This is a genomic window from Paenibacillus phoenicis, from assembly GCF_034718895.1.
GTDB classification, from domain to species: domain Bacteria; phylum Bacillota; class Bacilli; order Paenibacillales; family Paenibacillaceae; genus Fontibacillus; species Fontibacillus phoenicis.
This window is the reverse complement of the sequence record NZ_JAYERP010000001.1, coordinates 2,405,690-2,426,272: the sequence shown is the minus strand read 5'-3', so window position 1 is coordinate 2,426,272 and position 20,583 is coordinate 2,405,690. Positions and strand designations below refer to the sequence as shown.

Sequence of the window (20,583 nt, the reverse complement as noted above, 5' to 3'; positions counted from 1 at the left end):
AACAAAACGCGAAGAAAAGGGGAGTTACGATGAAACGAACGCATCATTGCGGCGCGCTGAGCACCGCGAACATCGGGGAAACCGTTACATTAAACGGCTGGGTGCAAACCCGCCGGGACTTGGGGGGTGTCCTGTTCATCGATCTGCGCGACCGCAGCGGCATTGTGCAAATCGTCTTTAACCCGGCTTATTCCGGCGAAGCGCTAAAAATTGCCGACCGCGTGCGCAGCGAATACGTGCTGGCCGTTACCGGGAAAGTGGTAGCCCGTGATCCTGAAACGGTCAACCCGAACCTGCCAACCGGCGATATCGAAGTGCAAATTACCGAAATCGAAGTGTTGAACGCAGCTAAAACGCCGCCGTTTTTCATTGAAGACGGCATCGAAGTGGATGAATCGCTGCGTCTGAAATATCGTTACCTCGACCTGCGCCGTCCGGAAATGCAGCAAACGTTGTGGCTGCGCTCCAAGGCGGCGAAGGTATTCCGCGATTTCCTTGACGGAGAAGGCTTCATTGAGGTGGAAACTCCGATCTTGACCAAGAGCTCGCCGGAAGGGGCACGCGATTACCTTGTGCCAAGCCGCGTGCATCCGGGAGAATTTTTTGCCCTGCCGCAATCGCCTCAGCTGTACAAGCAGTTGCTGATGGTCAGCGGCATCGAGCGTTACTACCAAATCGCCCGCTGCTTCCGCGATGAGGACCTGCGTGCCGATCGTCAGCCGGAGTTTACCCAGGTCGACATCGAGACTTCGTTCCTATCGCGCGACGAGCTGCTCGAGATGATGGAGAAGTTGATCGTACGCCTGTTTAAAGAAACGAAAGGCATTGATATTCCTACGCCATTCCAACGCATTAGCTATGCTGACGCGATGGATAAGTACGGGTCGGACAAACCGGACCTCCGTTTCGGTTTAGAGCTGGTGAACGTCAGCGATCTTGTGGCGAATAGCGGCGTTAAAGTATTTTCTTCGGTCATCGAAAAGGGCGGGGAAGTCAAAGTGCTGAACGCTAAAGGATGCGGGACTTGGAGCCGTAAGGAGATCGACGATCTTGGACCGTATGCAGCCCGTTATGGCGCGAAAGGTCTGGCCTGGATTCAAGTGAAGGAAGGCGAGTTCCGCGGTCCAATCGTGAAGTTCTTTACGGAGCAGGAGATCGAAGCGATTAAGGAACGCACCGGCGCCGAAGAAGGTGACCTGCTGCTGTTCTCCGCCGATAACAAGAAGGTTGTTGCTGACGTCCTCGGCGCATTGCGTCTGAAAATCGGCCGCGATCTTGGTCTGATCGACGACAGTGTGTATAAATTTGCTTGGGTCGTGGACTTCCCGCTGCTTGGCTGGGATGAAGAGCAAAAACGCTACGTCGCCGAGCACCATCCGTTCACCCGTCCGCGCGACGAGGATCTGCCGCTGTTCGACACCGATCCGGGGAAAATCCTCGCGCAAGCCTACGATCTTGTGCTGAACGGCTATGAAGTTGGCGGCGGTTCGATGCGGATTTACAAACGCGACGTGCAAGAGAAGATGTTCAAAGCGATCGGCTTGTCGCCGGAAGAGGCTCAAGATAAATTCGGCTACCTGATGGATGCTTTCGAATACGGTACGCCGCCGCACGGCGGGATCGCCTTCGGTTTCGACCGTCTGGTGATGCTGCTGGCCGGCCGTTCCAACTTGCGTGAGACGATTGCCTTCCCGAAAACGGCGAGCGCAACCGATTTGCTGATGAACTCGCCTTCCGAAGTCGACGGATCGCAGCTGGATCAGCTGCACATCAAGCTGGCTCCCAAGCTGGCGGAAGTAAAGAAATAATCGGTTAAGATGTCAACCTAACGGAGGTACACTGACCATGCTTCATCAATTTTCGCGGACAGAACTCGCCATCGGGGCAGAGGGTCTGGATATTCTCAAGAAAAGCACGGTTGCCGTGCTTGGCGTCGGCGGCGTAGGAGCGATGGCCGTCGAAGGGCTGGCCAGAACCGGAATCGGCCGGATTATCATGATCGACAAGGATGTTGTCGATATCACCAACATTAACCGGCAAATTCATGCGCTGACGACGACGATCGGACAGAAGAAAGCCGATCTGATGCGCGAACGGATCAAGCTCATTAACCCGGAGTGCGAAGCGATTGCGCTGAATATGTTCTACACGGAAGAAACTTACGAAGAGCTGTTTAAGTACGATATCGATTATGTACTGGACGCTTCGGATACGATTACGTACAAAATTCACCTGATCAAGCAATGCTTGCAGCGGGGCATCCCGATCTTGTCGAGCATGGGGGCTGCCAACAAAATGGACCCGACGAAATTCCAGGTTGCGGATATTTCGAAAACCCATATGGACCCCATGGCTCGTGTGATTCGCACGAAGCTGCGAGAGGACGGGATCAAGAAGGGCGTTAAGGTCGTTTTCTCGACTGAACCGCCGGTACGACCGCGCAAGGACGTCACGGAGAAAATCGCGCCAGCCGGCGCAAAAATCCGCAAGGCGAAGCAGCCGCCGGCCAGCAACTCGTTTGTGCCGCCGGTGGTCGGCTTGATCATGGTCAGCGTAGCGGTGCGTGAGCTGCTGGAGCGCGGAGGCGTAAGCGTAAGCGTATGAATCCGGAGCTCGTCAAGAAGCTGCGGTTACCTGCGGACAGCGACCGCGTGCTCGTGCTGGATGCGCCGGCCGGGTAGGTGGAGCAGCTGGGCTTAAGCTCGGAACAAACGCGAAGCGGCAGCCCTCACCGCCGCCGGAAACGCCGGAAGATCTAGCGGCAGCGCTGAGCGGGTTAGCCCCTTCGCATAAGAAGGCGTATATCGAGTGGATCTTGGATGCCAAACGGGCAGAAACATGAGCGAGCCGGATTGCTCAAACCGTGGAGAAGTTTAAGGCAGGCTTAAAGCGCCCGTCGGATAAAGCATAGAAAAAATAAGACGCTGGGATTAGGCTTGTTAGACAAGTCTACCAGCGTCTTATTTTTTTGAGAAAATTCGCCTTTTGACCTGAGGTAGTGGTATAATGGAACTCCTTTTGAGTCTGGAGTACACAAAAACCTTAGGAGGTAACTGAAATGAATGATTTTCAAAGTGCCTATCAAGAAGAGAAGGCGCGGCTGGACCGCACCTTGGAAGAGATCGATCGGCAGCTGCAACGGCTGCGTTCGATTCCGGTGTACACCGGACATGACTTTACCGAGCAGCTCCTCGAGGAGAATCGGGAAACCCAGCGGAAGCAGCTGGAGCAGTCGATTCAAGAGCCGTATTTTGGCCGGCTGGATTTTGAGGAGCGCAGGGGAAGAAGAAAGCCGCTTTATATTGGCAAGGTCGGGGTGGGCGATCCGGATGGCAAAGACCCAATTGTCATCGATTGGCGCGCGCCTGTGGCTAGTTTGTTCTACTCGTTTACCGGCGGGGACGATGCTTCGTATGAAGCGCCTGAAGGCTTGATCGAAGGCTTGGTGTACTTGAAGCGCAACATCGTGATCCGCAAAGGCATCCTGGACCGGGTCGTGGATACGTATAACTGCGACAGCGACGGTCCGGCCGTATCAGATGAGTTCCTCGTGTACCGGCTTGGTGAGAACAAGGACAACCGCCTGCGTGACATCGTCTCGACCATTCAGGCCGAGCAGGACCGAATTATCCGGGCGGCGAAAAATACGGCGCTGATTATCCAAGGCGTAGCCGGCAGCGGGAAAACGACCGTGGCGCTGCATCGGCTGGCTTTTTTGCTGTATCAATATAAGGAACAGATTAAGGCGGAACGTTTAGTTATTTTTGCACCCAACCATATGTTTATCGACTATATATCCGAAGTGCTGCCCGAGCTTGGGGTCGGGGATATCCAGCAAAGCACGTTCAGTGATTGGGCGGCTAAGGTGCTGGGACTGGACGAGGTCCCAAGCGATGGATCGGAGGCGTTGTCCCGCTGGTTTGACGGCGGAGCGACAGGGGCGGAAACGTGGCAGGATACAGAGCTGCCGGGACGCTTCAAGGGCTCGATGGCGTTTAAGGAGATCATCGATGCGTCGGTAAGTACGCTTGAGTCGGCCTGTGTTCCTGAGGGCGATTTCGAGCCTTGGGAAGGCGCTCGGCTGCCGCGTAAGGAGATCTTGGCCTGGTTCGAAGGCGAATACCGCCATTTTCCAGTGGCACGGCGCAAGGAACGGGTGCTGGCGCGGATCCATCGCTGGATCGAGATGGAACTGAAGAAGGCGCCGTCGGCGGCGGCCCTGAAGGACCTAAAGAAAAAAGCCCAGCAACGGGAAAAAAGCTATGCGAAAAAATGGCCGGAGCTGACGCCGCTCAGCCTCTACAGGGAGCTGTTTGGCATCCGGAGAAGCGGCGGCACGGAAGGAATGGCCGATGTCTCCGACCGGATACCGCCGGGCATCTGGAAGGAGACGCAGGCGCGTTTAAAGAAAAACGTCGTCAAGGAAGAGGATTTGGCCGCCCTTTTGTATTTATATACTTTGATCCACGAAATCGACGGCAATCTGACCTTCGACCACGTCGTGATCGACGAGGCTCAGGACTTTACGCCGTTTCAGGTATATGTGTTGGACCGTTTTGTCAAAGGGCACTCCTTTACGATTCTCGGAGATTTGTCCCAAGGGATCCATTACTACAAAGGGGTACGTAGTTGGGAAGAAATGCAAGTTTTGTTCCGGCCGGAGGAGACCGCTTATTTCGCATTAACGCGCAGCTACCGGTCAACGATGGAGATCATCCAATTCGCCAACGATATCCTGGAACGGGGTGTAGATACGGAATTGCTGGCGGTCCCGGTATTCCGCAGCGGGGAGCCAGTGCGGCTGTTAGAAGCGGATAGTGAGCAGTGGCTGCCGTTAATTCGGAAGGCGTTGGACAAGGTGCTGGGCGGCTCGTTCCGTACGGTAGCCGTATTAACCCGAACGATGCGGGAGGCAGAGGAGCTGCATGCCGCGTTAATCCAAGGTGGGCTGGAAGTCAACCTGATTACCGGGGAGCTGACGCAATACGCCGGTGGGATCTCGGTGCTGCCGGTGTACCTGTCAAAGGGCCTGGAGTTTGATGCGGTGATCGTGACTGATGTTGACCGGGAGCATTACGGCCCCAAGGACGCCAAGCTCCTGTACGTCGGCTGCACCCGCGCCCTGCACGAGCTATGGCTGCTGCACGGCAAGGAGCTGCCGGATTACGTCCCGGGCGAGGGTTCGACGGACAATGCCGTTAGGACGAGCTTAGAGGCGTAAGGGTACGGGGCGTGAGTTGGCGGCTGATTATAGGGGAAGGTCCTGTCCCCTTTGCCCCCTTTTGCGGCATTATCCCTTTTGTTCAGGTGAAGGGCGCAACATGCACACCAGGCAGGCTTTACTCGGAAACCTTCCTGGGCGGCGAAGCGCAAAAGTCACGCGTCCGGAAATGTGTTCGATTTTTCATATATAATTTACCGGAAAAAGCGAAAAAACCGAATTGTATTCGGTTTTTCGCATAGATTCTGGGCAAACACCTTCAGTAGGCGCGAATGTATATGAAATTTCATATACATTTAGCCAAAATCGCTCAAAGCCGCCCAAATGTATTCGGTTTTTCATATAGAATCACATAACGTGGTCTCTTCAATGTACGGATTGCGGATACATGTGGTGGTTTATAAGCTTATCGCTTCTTCCCTATGGAACATAAAACGTGTACTTTGATCATACGTCGTCCTGCATGAACTCGTCCAGCCACCGATCGGCTTTGCTCTGGTTGCAGAGATTGCAGGCGCAGACGCAGTTTACCGGGGTCGTGTGACCGCCCTTGGCTCTTGGCAGCAGGTGGTCGATCGTATCGCCGTACTCCCCGCAGAAGAAGCAGGTGTAATCATCCCGCGTCAAAATATAATGGCGGAACGCTTTGTTCGTGTACAAACGCCGGATGGTGAAGGGGTTCACGACGACGGCCATATGCTCGCGCACGAGTGTGACCGCCAGATCATAGTCGATCTCCTGTTGCCAGCGCCGACCTTTGTCGGTACGCCCGCGCAGGCGGATCATGCCGTTGCGGTTCGGTCGCAGGGTCCGGACGTCGGGACCCTCGACCTTCGGCGGCGGGGCGGGCAGCGCCCGCTTGATCCGCCGCTTGGGCGGCGCGGCTTCACCGCCGTGCCGCCCCGCGGCGGCAGCCGGCGCCGCCGTATTAACGGCGCTTGCGCCGTCCTGAAAGGCCGCGATCTGTGCCGCGGACTGTTTGCTGCGGCGCTTGCGCTTGCGTTTGCGCGCCGCCTTGGCCGTGCCTGCGGCGCCGGCCTCCGCGCCCGGCGGCGCGCTTGGCCCGGCCGCGGCTTCGCTCGCGCGGCCGTCGCCGCTTGGCGCCGCCGGCGCGGGCGCTTTCGCTGGCGCTGCCAGCGCTGCGCCAGCGGGCTCAGGGGCCGCGGCCTGCGGCAACGCGGCCTGAGCCTGGGCAGCCTGCTGCCGCTTGCGCAGCGCCCGGCAGCTGCGGCAAGCGCCCCGGCGCGAGCCTTTGCCGGAGCGCTTGCCGGTGCGGCGCAGGAATTCGCCCAGCGGTTTGGCTTCGCCGCAATAGGCGCATATTTTTATCGCTTTCGCGGAAGTGGAGACGTGCTCAGGTTGCTGCTGCTGAGTCAAGGGGGTCACCTCAGTTTGGAATAGGCTGTAAGTAGGATCTGACTCCATTATACCTGATTCGATATAAATTAAGCCAAGACCGGCCGGTCTTGGCTTATGGTTTATGATAATGGATGTGATTTTGTAATGGGATGTTCCCAGGTTGCCGTTACTCGGACACGGTTGCGGGTTGTCTTAGGCTGCGCATTTTGGTTAAGATTTTGCGGATGCTTTCATCGGAGAGGTGAAATCTTTCGGCTAAATCCCGTACCTTGCTCCCGGCGCGGTACAAGCGAAAAATCTCTTCGTTTCGCTTGGCGATGGTGAGGCGGGAACCGCTCAGTTCTCCCCATAACGCCCTTGACCGTTCCGGCTTGGGAATGTATAGCAGCTCGCCCTGAATATAAGTTTGGAGCTCCTTCAGCAGCCTAGGGGGAAGAACATCCTTTCCATTTTTGTAATTCACGATCATGTACCTCCTTATTTCGTGCTCCGTCCTTGATTGCTGTTACGATATAAGTCAACATGCTCGCTTCCCCCTTTCAATTTAGTATTGGTAGCCGCTTCATCCAACCTTCTCGGTGTAGAGCAAACGACTTTTGACTTTAAATAAAGACAAAATTTGGTTTTAACTGGATCTATCTTAACACAGGTATCGTCAAACATAAATAAGGGAGGCTGTTCCCAGCCCCCCGTTTTATTGTGGTGCCGCTTACGCGACAGCCACCTCACTCACTGAAATCACTTCGATCAGCCCCCTTTCCCGTGATTCGTCGGCCCGACATCTATATTAACTCATATTTTCTGCCGCAGGAAAAGCGAAAGAACAACTATAAGTGTTTTTTACGTAAGGTATGCTAGAATAAATTTGGTATCATTCCATGTATCCTGTTTATCATGCTAACGATCAAGGAAGTGACTTGAAGGTGGATTTGTTTTCTTTCAATCAAGAGCAAAGCCCGGCGGGGCGGTTGCTGGCCGACCGGATGCGGCCGACCTCGCTGGATGAATATATCGGACAAGAGCATATCGTCGGCCCGGGCAAGCTGTTACGGCGGGCGATTGAAGCGGACCAGGTCTCCTCGATTTTACTGTACGGCCCTCCCGGCTGCGGCAAAACGACACTCGCCCACATTATCTCCCATCATACGAAGGCGGAGTTCGTCCGGCTAAACGCGGTGGATGCGTCGGTGAAGGATGTGCGCGAGGTAATTGAAAAAGCGCAGAACGACAAAGCTTTTTACGGCACGAAAACGATTCTGTTCCTGGACGAGGTCCATCGATTTAACAGCTCCAGACAAGATGCTTTACTGCCGGCGGTGGAAAAAGGTACGATCATCTTCATCGGTGCGACGACGGAAAATCCGTTCCACTACGTTAACGGCGCTCTTATGAGCCGTTCCACGCTGTTCCAGCTGGAGCCGCTGACGAAGGAGCACTCGCTGATCGCGATGCGGCGGGCTTTGGCCGACCAAGAGAAGGGGCTTGGCTTTATGCCGCTACAGGTTGACGAAGAGGCGCTGCTGCACATCGCTGCGATGGCGAACGGCGACATTCGGCGCGCGCTGAATGCCCTGGAGCTGGCGGCGATGACTACGCCCCCGCAACCGGACGGGACGGTGCACATCACGCTCGAAGTGGCGGAGGAATCGATCCGCCGGCCGCTCGTCAAAGCGGACGAGTCCACGCAATACGACGTGCTGTCGGCGTTTCATAAATCGATTCGCGGCTCCAGCGATGCGGCGGTGTTTTGGTTCCTGTACGCCGTAGAGAAGCTGGGGATGGATCCGATGACGTTTATCCGCCGACTGATCGCCGCCAGCAGCGAGGATATTGGCCTGGCCAACCCGCAGGCGATGGTGCAGGCGGTCAGCGCCTTAGAGGCTTACCGTAACAATGGCTGGCCAGAAGCGCGGCTGAACATTGTCCAGGCGATCCTGTTTGCGGTCGAAAGTCCAAAATCCAACGCGGTCGTAGAAGCGATCGGGAACGCCATGGCAGCGATTGAAGAGGTTAAATCCGCCGAAGTGCCGCTTCATTTGCGCGACACTCATTACAAGGGAGCGGCAAAGCTCGGGCACGAAGGCTACAAGTATCCGCATGATTACCCTGGGCATTACGTACAACAGGAGTATCTGCCGAAGCGATTGTCCGGCCGGACGTTCTACCATGCCACGGAACAGGGGAACGAAGCGAAGATCAAGCATAACCAGGAACTGCGGCGCAGAAGCGGCAGGTAGAAGGTAAGTGCGAGGCGAGGTAAGGTGACAACAGTTCATTTTTCGAGAAAAAGCAAAAGGCAAGACTCTCGCAAGCGAAGTTGCAAGAGCCCTGCCCTGCATAAAAAACGGGAGCCCCACATCATACGCTGACGCGGGGCTCCCGCTTTGTTGCTTAAGCTTGTACTGCCGGAATCTCAGTCCGCAGCTTCACCGGGGCTTCGATCGTGCCGCCACCGAGGCATTCTTCGCCTTGGTAGAACACGACGGCTTGGCCTGGGGTGATCGCTTTTTGCGGCTCATCAAATGCGACATGCACAGTGCCGTCCGGCTGCTTCGTCAGCGTCACGCCTTGATCGGGCTGACGGTACCGGAATTTCGCGGTGCATTTGTACGGCCCCTCCGGCATCTTGTCAGCGCCGGCGATCCAGTTGACGCCGGAAGCGATCAGCGATGTCGAGTACAGGCTCGGGTGCTTGTCGCCTTGCACAACATACAAAATGTTGCGCTCCAGATCCTTGTCGGCCACGAACCAAGGTTCACCGGTGCCGGAGCCGCCGATGCCCAACCCTTGGCGTTGTCCCAGCGTATAATACATCAGGCCGTCGTGGCGGCCCTTGACCTCGCCGGTGACAATGTCGATCATATCGCCGGATTGGGCCGGCAAGTAATTGCTCAGAAACTCCTTGAAATTCCGTTCGCCGATAAAGCAGACGCCGGTGCTGTCCTTCTTCTTCGCTGTATAGAGGCCAGCTTCTTCGGCGATCCGTCTTACCTCCGGCTTCGGCAGGTGGCCGATCGGGAACATCGCTTTGGACAACTGCTCCTGATTCAGGGCATTGAGGAAATACGTTTGATCCTTATTGCTGTCAACGCCGCGCAGCAGCTTGTACGTCTTGTTCTCTTCCACGACCCGTGCATAGTGCCCGGTCGCCACGTAATCCGCGCCGAGGTCCAGCGCTTTGTTCAAGAATTCGCCAAACTTGATTTCCCGGTTACACATGACGTCCGGGTTAGGCGTCCGGCCCCGCTTATATTCTTCGAGGAAATAGGCAAATACTTTATCGTAATATTGCTTCTCGAAGTTCACGGTATAGTAAGGGATATCGATCTGCTCGCAGACGCGGCGAACGTCTTCAGCGTCCGCTTCGGCTGTGCAGTAACCGAACTCGTCGGTATCGTCCCAGTTCTTCATAAATATACCGATGACGTCGTAGCCCTGCTGCTTCAGCAGGAGTGCCGTCACCGAGGAATCGACGCCGCCAGACATGCCGACGACGACGCGGGTTTCGCTGTTAGGCTTAGCCATCATTATCACTCCTTTGAGCGGCGAATCGCTCGTCGTTTATTTTACCACAATTGTCGCTTTATTTCCCAAAACACATATGATATGTTACGATAAGCACAGGGTAAAGATAGGAATAGGGAGGAATCCCCGGATTTGGGCGCGTATGTCGCGGAAGAACGCGGCGAATGGCCTGATACTGTTTTTTAAGGATCAAGGATTAATTATATAAAGTTTATTTGAAAATTGAAAGAGGTGCCTTCTTTGAAGATTTCGACAAAAGGACGCTACGGATTGACGATTATGATGGAGCTGGCCGCTAAATACGGCGAAGGGCCAACTTCCCTGAAAAGCATCGCCGAGAAAAACCAATTATCCGAGCATTACCTGGAGCAATTAATCGCGCCGCTGCGCAATGCCGGTCTGGTGAAGAGCGTGCGCGGTGCTTATGGCGGTTATATTCTTTCCAAAGAAGCTAGTGAAATTACGGCGGGAGACATCATTCGTGTGTTGGAAGGGCCGATTTCTCCGGTGGACTTTACCGAGGAGGACGATCCGGCCAAACGGGATTTGTGGCTGCGCATCCGCGACAGCATCGCTGAAGTGCTGGATTCGACGACGCTGGAGAATCTGGTGAACTACGAGGAACATGGAACCAAAGAAAATTACATGTTCTACATTTAGTCTGCGAACCGACTTGCCATCCACAATGAAATAAGATACAATCAACGAACAATTCGGTAGCCGTCCCGATTCCGGGGCGGTGATTTACGTTTTATCAAAAAGTTTTTGGGACAAGGTGAGAGCCATGAAGCATATTTATATAGATCATGCCGCTTCCACGCCGATCCATCCGGAGGTAGCGGAAACGATGCTGAAGGTGATGCGGGAGCAATTTGGCAACGCCTCCAGCGTTCATTATTTCGGTCGGGAGGCCAAACGTTTGGTGAACGGGGCGCGGGATACGGTTGCCGCACGCATCGGTTGCCGCCCGGATGAGCTGGTGTTTACCGGCGGAGGGACGGAGAGCGATAACCTGGCGTTGTTTGGCACGGCGTTTGCCCGGAAAGCGGAGGGACGTCATATTATTACGACCTCCATCGAGCATCATGCGGTGCTGCACTCCTGCGAGCGCTTGGAGAAGGACGGGTTTGAGGTGACCTATTTGCCTGTGGATCGTTATGGACAGGTGCATCCGGAGCAAGTGCGGGAGGCCATCCGGCCCGATACGATCTTGATCAGCGTGATGTATGGCAATAACGAGGTGGGAACGATTCAGCCGATTGCTGAAATCGGCGCGATCGCGAGGGAGCGGGGTATCGTTTTTCATGTGGATGCCGTGCAGGCGTTGGGCGCGTTGTCGATCTCCTGCCGGGATCTGCCGGTCGACTTGATGAGCTTCTCTTCGCATAAAATCAACGGTCCCCAAGGCGTCGGGGCTTTGTATGTACGTAAGGATCTGGTGCTGGAGCCGATTCAACACGGCGGGCTGCAGGAGCGCAAGCGCCGCGCTGGCACGGAAAATATGGCCGGCATCGCCGGCTTTGCCAAGGCCGTGGAATTGGCTGCGGCGGAGCGGGAGACGCGCGTCGCTCACGATGAGCAGCTGATCCGGGAGCTGCTGTCCGCACTGGAACAGCGGATCACCCGGGAGGCTTTCCATGTCAACGGCCATCCGACGAATCGGCTGCCGCATATCATCAACATCAGCTTCCCAGAGGTGGATTCGGAGACGATGCTGATGAATTTGGATATGGAGGGCATCGCTGCCTCCAGCGGCTCCGCATGCACCTCGGGGTCTCTGGAGCCGTCCCATGTGCTGGAAGCGATGCATCTTCCGGAAAGTTTTTTGCGTTCTGCGATTCGATTTAGCGTCGGAATGGGTAATACTAGGGAAGAAATTTACGAAATCACCGAAAAAATTGGAACCATCCTGGAACGTCTCCGTAGAAAAAAATAATGGGCATATTTTTGGGCTCAAATCGGCTTTTGCGGAGGGGAGGTTAGTTTTTTCGGTATTAGTATGAGATGCCCAAACAGGGAGTGTCCATTTCAACATGAGAATGCAAGAAATGATCGGTCTGACCGTCTATGATGTGGAGCGTGGCAAGAAGGTCGGGAAAGTCGTTGACCTCCTCCTGGACCACAATTGGTCGATCGTCGGCATCCAACTGGAGAATCGATTGTTTTGGAATTCCAGCGTCAAGGCCGTGCGATGGGAGGATATCGTGGCTTACGGTGAAGATGCCGTGATGATCTGCAATCAACAGGCTGTCCGCAAGTGGGAAGCCGAGAATATACAGAATACCTTCTTAACGGGAAATGGAAAATTAAAAGAACTGCCTGTCCTGACTGAAGACGGAATACGTCTAGGCCATGTAACGGATGTTTATTTTGAACACGAATTGGGAAATACAATTACTGGAATTGAAATTAGCGACGGGTTTTTCACCGATCTGATGGAAGGGCGCAAGCTGCTGCCATTTATGCCGGAAATGACCCGAGGGGAAAACGCGATCATGGTGCCCCTGGGCAGCGAACAGCTGCTTGAAAAGCCGTGAATTTTTTGTGGATGGATAGGTGATGGTTCTATGATGAAATGTCCAAATTGCAATTCCAAGGATATTGGGAAAATCGGCTCCCACCAGTTCTACTGCTGGGGTTGCTTTATCGAATTGACGGTAAACGGCGATAAAATGTCCGTATATCAAGTAGAAGAAGATGGAACGCTCAGCTCTCTGGATGATCTGTTCTTCGGCGAGGAAATGGTGCAGGACTTCCCGCAAATGCACGCTTCCTCGTAACAATATATTGCTGCTATGCTGTGAAGATGCACAAGCTGTCCCCTTTTTTATATCGAAGGGGGCGGCTTTTTTTTGTTTAGGCAGGAATCACTCTTCAAATGTTGACAACAATAATCATGACGAAACCGTGTTTTGATTTGATTGAGTTAGAAAGCGCTTTGAATTAGGATGAGGGTAGAAACACGGTAAGCCAACAAGCAAGACTGTTGATGATCCGTGCATCTTTATAAGGGGGTTACTCTTTATGGCTATAGCACAAACCAAACAGCCGTCTGCAGGAACCGGCGGAGCCCGGGTAAAGGTTCAGCAGTTCGGTCGTGCGCTCAGCGGTATGGTGATGCCGAATATCGGCGCGTTTATCGCATGGGGGCTCATTACCGCATTATTCATCCCGACCGGATGGATTCCGAACGAGTATCTCGGCAAACTGGTCGATCCAATGATCAAATATTTGCTGCCGCTCCTCATCGGCTACACCGGTGGGCAAATGGTTCACGGGAAACGGGGTGCGGTAACGGCAGCCATTGTGACGATGGGGGTTATCATCGGCAGCGACATCCCGATGTTTCTCGGCGCGATGATCGTTGGTCCATTGTCCGCTTGGGTCATTAAGCAGTTCGACAAATTGGTCGAGGGAAAAATTAAATCCGGCTTTGAAATGCTGGTGAACAACTTCTCGATCGGGATTCTGGGCGGTCTCATGGCATTGGGATCATACTCCGGCATTGGACCGGTTGTAACCGCGATCAGCAAAGCGTTGTCTTCGGGCGTTGACTTCCTGGTGGACGCGAAATTGCTGCCTCTGGTCAACCTTATTATTGAACCGGGGAAAGTATTGTTCCTGAACAATGCAATCAACCACGGCGTAATTACGCCAATCGCTGCGGAAGAAGCACTTCGGGTTGGCAAATCGATGCTGTTTATGCTCGAATCGAACCCAGGCCCAGGTCTGGGGATCCTGCTGGCCTACTGGATCTTCGGTCGCGGCATGGCGAAACAATCGGCTCCAGGCGCGGTTGTGATTCACTTCCTGGGCGGGATTCACGAGATTTACTTCCCGTACATTTTGATGAAACCGATTCTGGTGCTGGCTGCAATGGCTGGCGGCGTTGCCGGTACGTTTACGTTCCAATTGACCGGTGCAGGTCTTGTAGGTTCTCCTTCTCCGGGTAGTATTTTTGCTTACTTCCTGATGACGCCAAAAGGCGGATACGTCCCAATGTTAAGCGGGGTCATTGTTGCGGCAGTCGTTTCGTTCCTTGTTGCGTCGCTGCTGCTCAAAACGGGTAAACAAACGGATGAAGAAATGGACTTGGAAGAAGCTTCGGCGAAAGTGAAAGAAATGAAAGCTGCAGGTACGAAGAACACGGCGGCAGCCCCTGCTGCTGCAGGCGGCGTGAAGAAACAAACGGTGAACAAAATCGTGTTCGCTTGCGACGCTGGTATGGGTTCCAGTGCGATGGGTGCATCCGTTCTGAGGAAGAAAATGCAGGACGCCGGCGTGAAGGTGACGGTCGTGAACTCGGCAGTCAGCGAAATTCCAAGCGACGCCGACATCGTCATTACGCAAAAAACGCTGACGGATCGCGCGATCGCCAACAAACCGGACGCCGAGCATATCTCCATTGATAATTTCCTGAAGAGTCCCAAATACGATGAACTGGTTGAGCGTTTGAAAGGCTAAGCAACGCCAGTTACGATGCGGGGGCAGAACACTGGCGATTTTCGCCGGTGTTTTGCGTCTATATTAGGAGAGACTTGATATGCGGAAAATGACCGCACGACAAAAGCAAATCCTCGTTCTCCTCCTCGGACGCAAGCACGGGATGACCGCTGCGGAAATCGCAGCGGAGATCAACGTCAGCGTCAGAACGGTTCACCGGGAACTGGACGAGATTGAAAAAATATTAGCCTATTTCGGCTTAGTCCTGCACCGTAAATCCGGTACCGGAATCTCTGTCTGGAGCAATGCCGAAGGCAGCGAGGAGGGCGAGAAGCTGCAAGAGGCCAAACGATTGCTGCTGGTCGATAAGCCCAGCGACTATTCCGTCGAGGAGCGGCATCTCTTACTGATCTGCCGTTTGCTTGAGGAGCAGGAGCCGTGTAAGCTATTTACGCTGGCCCATGGCCTAAAGGTGACGGTAGCGACCATCAGCAGCGATTTGGACGAGGTGGAGCCCTGGTTCAGCCGCTTTGGGCTGGAACTGGTTCGCCGCCGCGGCTACGGCGTCGAGTTGCTTGGCGAGGAACAGCAGAAACGCGCGGCGTTATGCCAACTGGCGGCTGAGCATTTGGATTACTCCGACTTGATTGGAGGCTCGCCGGAAAACCAAGTCTCCTCCGCCACGGCCAGACTGCTCGAGGTCGTTGGGACGGATAACCTGATGACGGTAGAAAACACGCTATGGGCGATGAATTGGAGCTGGACGGAGCATTTGTCCGAAAATGCCTACACGCAGCTGCTCATTCGTCTCTCCGTTTCAGTGAATCGGATCAAGGCAGGAAGGCTGGTTAGTTGCGCAGGCAAGAACCGCAAGCTACCTCCCGCCGGGGGCGGAGAGCAGGATGAGGCCGAAACGGCCCGATTCGCTTCTCGTTTGGCCGAGAAGCTCGAGCTGACATTCCCGCCGGAGGAAATCGCTTATATGAACGGCTTGTTCAGCCGGGCCAAAGAAGCTTCACCCGAGCTCGTCCAAGCGGATATGGAGCTGGTCGATACGGTGTATCGGCTGACCGAGAACGTCGTTAAGCGTACCGGAATTCCGTTCCAGGAGGATCGACTGCTCCGAAGCGGTCTGCTAGAGCATATGGGCCCGGCTTTCAAACGCATCCGCGAAGGCTCCCGCATCCGCAACCCGTTGTTGGGCGCCATTCGTAAAGACTACGATGAATTGTATGGCATCGTACGTGAGGCGATGAACGAAAGTGTGGCCGGCTTAGAAATCCCGGACGAAGAGATCGGCTTCCTGGTGATGCATTTCGGAGCCTCCATGGAGCGTCTGAACCAGCTTGGCCTCAGCGTACGGGCGATTCTGGTCTGCTCGAGCGGGCTAAGCTCCTCCAAGCTGCTGGCCACGCGGCTTGCCAAAGAAATGCCGCAAATCGAAGTGCTGGGCAATGTCTCGTGGTACGAGGCGAAGCGGCTTCCCGAATCCGATTACGACTTAATCATCTCGACGATTGATTTGCCTCTTCCAGAGGATCGTTACGTGAAGCTAAGTCCGTTGTTAACGGACGAGGACACCGAGCGGCTGCTCGAGTACGTCCAGCGTACGGTATTAAAATCGCGGAAGATGACACCTGAGCCGGAATCCACAAAAACAAGGGCTTTTGACAAGGTACGGTCGCTGTCGGTGTCTCTGAACGAGGTTGTCAGCCTGCTGGAGCAATTCGACGTGCGTGTGCTAAATAACAGGGGATTTTCACTGCGGGAGACAGTTACGGTGGCGCTGGAGGAAATGAACCGGTTATTCGTCCCGCCGTCCGGTTCCGCAAGCTTTGGGCCGGAGGAGTGGCAGACGAAGCACACTGTATCCGATGTGCAGGCTGTAACCGACCGTTTGCTGGAACGGGAGAAAATGGCCAGCCAGGTGATTCCGGGGACTTCGCTGGCGCTGTTCCATACACGAACCCGGTTCGTGAATTACCGTTCGCTGGCGTTGTTTCGGCTGGAAGAACCCGTGGTGTTGGACGGGGGAACAGAAGTTAGTGCGCTGCTATTTATGCTCGCGCCGCGGGAGCTGTCGCGCGAGAGCTTGGAAGTGCTGAGCGAAATCAGCGCCTTGCTGCTGAAGCCGGAGCTGGTGGAGCTGCTGGAAACCGGAGAACGTCAGGAGATCCGAAATTTTTTGGCGACCGAGCTGTTGGTTTATTTTGAGAATTTGTAAACAAAAGAGAAGATAGGATAACGTGGAAAGGGAGAGAACAATCATGAAATTATTGTCTAAAGAGAAAATTATATTAAATGGAAAAGCGAGCGATAAATATGAAGCGATCCGCCTCGCCGGAAAGCTGCTGGTTGACGCGGGTCATGTGACGGAAGAATACGTGGACAAAATGATCGAGCGTGAAGAGATCGTCTCCACCTATATGGGCGGAGGTTTGGCGATCCCGCACGGGACGAAAGAAGCCAAAGGCATGATTTTCTCGACCGGACTGTCGGTTGTCCGCTTCCCTGAAGGCGTTGATTTCGGCGGGGATGAGCCGGCCTTTATCGTGATTGGCATCGCCGCAGCCGGCGGGGATCACATGGAAGTACTGACCAATGTCGCTATGGTGTTCACGGACGAATCCAATTTGGAACGAATTATGAATGCCACAACGGAAGAAGAAATTGCGGAGATCCTTGAAGGGGGCATGGAAGGATGAAGGCGGTCCATTTTGGTGCAGGCAATATCGGCAGAGGATTTATCGGTTTGCTGTTGTCCCGTTCCGGTTACGAAGTATGCTTTGTCGATGTGAACGAGAAGCTCGTTTCGGAGTTGGCACGGCGTAAGGAATACCCTGTTACCCTGGCGAGCGATCAGCAGGAGACGGTCATCGTAAAAGGCGTGACGGCGATTAACAGTATGAGTGATCCCGCTGCTGCTGCCCAGGCGATTGCTGAGGCCGATTTGGTCACGACGGCGGTTGGTGTGACCATCCTGAAGCATATCGCCGGTACGATCGCCCAAGGGCTGGTGTTGCGGAAAAACGAAGCTGCGGCTTCCCCGCTGCATATCATTGCCTGCGAGAACGCGATCGGCGGCAGCTCCCAGCTCAAGGAGCATGTCTATGCCCAGTTGGATGAAGCCACACGGCAGTGGGCGGACCGTCATGTAGCGTTTCCCGATGCGGCGGTCGACCGGATCGTTCCGTTGCAACAGCATGAGGACCCGCTGCAGGTTGTGGTGGAACCTTTTTATGAATGGGCGGTTGACCAATCGCAAATGTTTGACGGCTTCCATCGGGTCGAAGGCGTTCACTATGTTGACCGGTTGGAGCCTTATATCGAACGCAAGCTGTTTACCGTAAATACCGGCCATTGCTCGGCCGCTTATATGGGATATCTGCAGGGCCATGCCACGATTCAGGAAGCGATGAATGATCAAAAAGTCGCCCAGCATGTGCGCGCCGTCCTCTCGGAGACCGGGGCGGTGCTTGTGGCGAAACATGGATTTTCGCCAGCCGAGCATCAGGCGTATATCGATACGATTCTGGAGCGCTTCGCCAATCCGGCGCTGACGGACGAGGTTTCGCGGGTCGGCCGTTCACCGATCCGCAAGCTGTCCGCCGGCGATCGGCTGGTCTCCCCGGCAACGCAGGCGTATGAACGGGAGTTTGGATACGGCTACCTGGCGCTGACGATGGCGATGGCGCTCTGTTTCGATGTTCCGGACGACCCGGAAGCCGCGGAGCTGCAGGCGTCGCTGCGAGAAGTTGGCGCTTCGCAGACCTTGGCCAAATACACCGGCCTCGACGCCGAGCACCCGATCCATCAAGCGGTGCTGGCGCATTATGAGGAGTTGAAGAGCCGCTAAGCGGTGGCAAGCAGGGGAAGAGCTTATTCAGGGCATGTGAATAACGACCTCGGGCCGCTCTTGTCCGCCGTTTGTCACGGATGAGATGAGAGGCTTGAAGCTCTTCTCCGGCTCGCTTCAGCAGCCCGGATGCATCGGTAACACCAGATGTATCCGGGCTTTTTGGTTGTGGATGTCCGTGGGGGGTCTAACGGACCCAGGAGACCTTATTCGCTTCTGGATCCGGTAGTCGGGAATCTAACGGACTGAGAAGACCTTATTCAACTGGAGTTGCCCCTGTTAGCTGCATTTCGAGCTGATTAAGGGCCACTGGGTCCGTTACATCGGGAAATGGACGGGAAATGACCTAATAGCGTCTCTCAGGTCCGTTACGAGCAAGCGGCTCCACGCAATCCTTACTTACATGCCCGGACAATCATGCCTTGCAGATTGCCGGGCCACAGCTACACCCCCCGGCGGCGAAGAACCGGGGATTGGTGGGAGCGATGAAGAAGAGCACCAAAGGCCAGAGGGGGAAATGATTCTGGAGAAACTAAACTTCAACTCTTTTCAAGCTCTCGTACCCCACATCCCCGCCTCTTCGCCGCCCCCTCTCATAAATTTACCTTCCCAGACAAATACTGATCTATACGAGTAATTCGCTGTGAAGTAGGGAGGGGCGTAGCATCGATGGGACCCAATGAACAGAAGGAGCAAGCGCACAAGCAGCAGAAGGAGCAAGCGCACAAGCAGCAGAAGGAGCAAGCGCAAAAGGAACCGAAAAAGCAAGAAGAGCGGGAAGAGCAGAAGCAACCGCTGGTACCGATCACCCAAAGCAAGCTGTTCCAATATGGCGTTTGGCTGTTGTTGGGGCTGGTGATCCTGTTTTTTGTGTGGCAGCTGCGGCCGATGTTTGCGCTCGTCTACCGATTTTTGAAGGCCGTTTTCGCTCCGTTTGTCATCGCCATCATTATCTCTTATGTCTTAAATCCGATCGTTCGGATGCTTGGCGGGCGGAGGGTGCCGCGGACGATGGCCGTGCTGCTGATCTATGCGGTGTTTCTGACCGGCTTGTCCGTGGTGCTCATGAACGTGATTCCGATGTTCGTCGAACAGCTGGAGGAGCTGGGCGAGCATTTGCCGGAGCTTACCCTTCACACCCAGCAAATGATGAATCGTTGGGACAACGGTATTTTGCCGGGGAGCATCCGCATGGGGATGAACAACTGGTTTTATCAATTTGAAAACCGCTTGGCAAGCGCTATCTCCGGCTTCCTGGACAATATCGGAACAACGATCGGCGTCGTGTTTAATGCGTTTATTATCCCGTTCCTGATCTTCTACATGCTGAAGGACATCGAGCTGATCGAGCGGCTGATCCTGCAGTACTTGCCGCGCTCGCGGCGCAAGTCGATCATCACGCTGCTGAAGGAAATCGATATGGCTCTGGGTAACTATGTCCGGGGGCAACTGCTGGTATGCGTCATTATCGGTGTGCTCGCCTATATCGGCTATATGTTAATCGGCATGCCGTTTGCGCTGCTGCTGGCGGGAGTGGTTGCTCTGTGCAACATCATCCCTTACCTGGGCCCATTTCTCGGGGCTGCCCCGGCCTTGGTTATGGCGACAACGATTTCTTGGAAAATGGTGCTGCTGGTCCTGCTCGTCAACATGCTGTGCCAAACGATCGAAAGTAACGTCATTTCCCCGCAGGTGGTTGGACGTAGCTTACATATGCACCCGATGCTGATCATTTTGGCGCTTCTCATTGGCGGGGAGTTGGCGGGGGTGCCCGGGTTGATTTTGGCGGTGCCGTTTTTTGCCGTGGTGAAGGTAGTTATTCAGCATTTCTATGCCTACTACGTTCGCCGCAAAGCGATGTAACGCAAGGTGGACAAGCTGCATTGACACGGCGTTCCTCGCCTTATATACTTAAAATGTTATGTGAAAATTTTCAAAGCGTTGATGAAATCAAGTACGTTCGGCAAGCGGATTTGCCAGAGAAGGGTTCCGCTGCAGGCGGCGTCCCGCAAGGGGGGCCGAGGCGGTGGCTGAGAGAACCTGAAATCTCGCGCGGACGGAAAGCTAATTTCGGAGTGTGGGCTACAAATTCACCGGCAGGTCCCCGTTATCGGACCGACGAGGCGATCGCTTTAGAACGCCGGCGGACAACCCGTCCAGCCGCATCGGAAGCGATAAC

16 protein-coding genes and 1 pseudogene are annotated in these 20,583 nt (G+C 54.7%); 14 read left to right on the top strand and 3 right to left on the bottom strand.

Annotated features, from left to right (window positions below; translation table 11 throughout):
• The first annotated feature begins 29 nt into the window (after positions 1–29).
• The 4 genes and pseudogenes from aspS (at position 30) to U9M73_RS11325 (ending at position 5,221) form a co-directional block, all read left to right on the top strand.
• On the top strand, positions 30–1,808 hold the full coding sequence (gene aspS, locus U9M73_RS11335; RefSeq protein WP_260070217.1) for an aspartate--tRNA ligase: 1,779 nt from the start codon (positions 30–32) through the stop codon (positions 1,806–1,808).
• A 37-nt stretch (positions 1,809–1,845) separates the two neighbouring features.
• The gene (locus U9M73_RS11330) at positions 1,846–2,604 is read left to right on the top strand and encodes a tRNA threonylcarbamoyladenosine dehydratase (protein ID WP_260070218.1); all 759 of its coding nucleotides are present in this window, start codon (positions 1,846–1,848) and stop codon (positions 2,602–2,604) included.
• Positions 2,605–2,764: 160 nt separating this feature from the next.
• Positions 2,765–2,842: pseudogene (locus tag U9M73_RS22270) on the top strand (YdeI/OmpD-associated family protein); the annotation flags it as partial.
• A gap of 216 nt (positions 2,843–3,058) precedes the next feature.
• The gene (locus tag U9M73_RS11325) at positions 3,059–5,221 is read left to right on the top strand and encodes a HelD family protein (protein ID WP_323077355.1); all 2,163 of its coding nucleotides are present in this window, start codon (positions 3,059–3,061) and stop codon (positions 5,219–5,221) included.
• Positions 5,222–5,668: 447 nt separating this feature from the next.
• Here U9M73_RS11325 and U9M73_RS11320 read toward each other — a convergent pair whose 3' ends face one another.
• Together U9M73_RS11320 and U9M73_RS11315 are read right to left on the bottom strand one after the other, a co-directional pair.
• Positions 5,669–6,607, bottom strand: a complete 939-nt coding sequence (locus tag U9M73_RS11320) for an HNH endonuclease (RefSeq protein ID WP_407673978.1) — start codon at positions 6,605–6,607, stop codon at positions 5,669–5,671.
• Between the two features lie 139 nt (positions 6,608–6,746).
• A complete protein-coding gene (locus tag U9M73_RS11315; RefSeq protein ID WP_009224396.1) occupies positions 6,747–7,049 on the bottom strand; it encodes a CD3324 family protein in 303 nt (100 codons plus the stop codon).
• A 454-nt stretch (positions 7,050–7,503) separates the two neighbouring features.
• Here U9M73_RS11315 and U9M73_RS11310 point away from each other — a divergent pair, with 454 nt between their 5' ends.
• Complete coding sequence (locus U9M73_RS11310) at positions 7,504–8,817, top strand: replication-associated recombination protein A (protein WP_036644720.1); 1,314 nt, start codon at positions 7,504–7,506, stop codon at positions 8,815–8,817.
• Between the two features lie 154 nt (positions 8,818–8,971).
• Here U9M73_RS11310 and mnmA read toward each other — a convergent pair whose 3' ends face one another.
• Complete coding sequence (gene mnmA / locus U9M73_RS11305; protein WP_036644718.1) at positions 8,972–10,105, bottom strand: tRNA 2-thiouridine(34) synthase MnmA; 1,134 nt, start codon at positions 10,103–10,105, stop codon at positions 8,972–8,974.
• 240 nt (positions 10,106–10,345) lie between these two features.
• On the opposite strand from mnmA, the gene cymR reads away from it, so the two are divergent.
• The 9 genes from cymR to U9M73_RS11260 all read left to right on the top strand — a co-directional run bounded on the left by cymR (position 10,346) and on the right by U9M73_RS11260 (position 20,267).
• A complete protein-coding gene (cymR, locus tag U9M73_RS11300) occupies positions 10,346–10,765 on the top strand; it encodes a cysteine metabolism transcriptional regulator CymR (protein ID WP_036644716.1) in 420 nt (139 codons plus the stop codon).
• 124 nt (positions 10,766–10,889) lie between these two features.
• Positions 10,890–12,041 carry a cysteine desulfurase family protein gene (locus U9M73_RS11295; RefSeq protein ID WP_009224392.1) on the top strand — a complete coding sequence of 384 codons (1,152 nt, stop codon included), beginning with the start codon at positions 10,890–10,892 and terminating at the stop codon, positions 12,039–12,041.
• Positions 12,042–12,138: 97 nt separating this feature from the next.
• The gene (locus U9M73_RS11290) at positions 12,139–12,642 is read left to right on the top strand and encodes a PRC-barrel domain-containing protein (RefSeq protein ID WP_009224391.1); all 504 of its coding nucleotides are present in this window, start codon (positions 12,139–12,141) and stop codon (positions 12,640–12,642) included.
• Between the two features lie 33 nt (positions 12,643–12,675).
• Positions 12,676–12,885: a hypothetical protein gene (locus U9M73_RS11285; protein WP_026263546.1), complete on the top strand. Its 210-nt coding sequence runs from the start codon at positions 12,676–12,678 to the stop codon at positions 12,883–12,885.
• 244 nt (positions 12,886–13,129) lie between these two features.
• Positions 13,130–14,569 (top strand): PTS mannitol transporter subunit IIBC, encoded by a 1,440-nt coding sequence (locus U9M73_RS11280; RefSeq protein WP_009224389.1) that lies wholly within the window; start codon positions 13,130–13,132, stop codon positions 14,567–14,569.
• A gap of 79 nt (positions 14,570–14,648) precedes the next feature.
• Complete coding sequence (locus tag U9M73_RS11275) at positions 14,649–16,772, top strand: BglG family transcription antiterminator (protein WP_260070223.1); 2,124 nt, start codon at positions 14,649–14,651, stop codon at positions 16,770–16,772.
• Between the two features lie 43 nt (positions 16,773–16,815).
• Positions 16,816–17,253: a PTS mannitol transporter subunit IIA gene (locus tag U9M73_RS11270; protein ID WP_009224387.1), complete on the top strand. Its 438-nt coding sequence runs from the start codon at positions 16,816–16,818 to the stop codon at positions 17,251–17,253.
• Complete coding sequence (locus U9M73_RS11265) at positions 17,250–18,404, top strand: mannitol-1-phosphate 5-dehydrogenase (protein ID WP_260070224.1); 1,155 nt, start codon at positions 17,250–17,252, stop codon at positions 18,402–18,404. The genes U9M73_RS11270 and U9M73_RS11265 overlap by 4 nt, the downstream gene beginning before the upstream one ends.
• 669 nt (positions 18,405–19,073) lie before the next feature.
• The gene (locus tag U9M73_RS11260; RefSeq protein WP_407673916.1) at positions 19,074–20,267 is read left to right on the top strand and encodes an AI-2E family transporter; all 1,194 of its coding nucleotides are present in this window, start codon (positions 19,074–19,076) and stop codon (positions 20,265–20,267) included.
• Positions 20,268–20,583 lie beyond the last annotated feature (316 nt).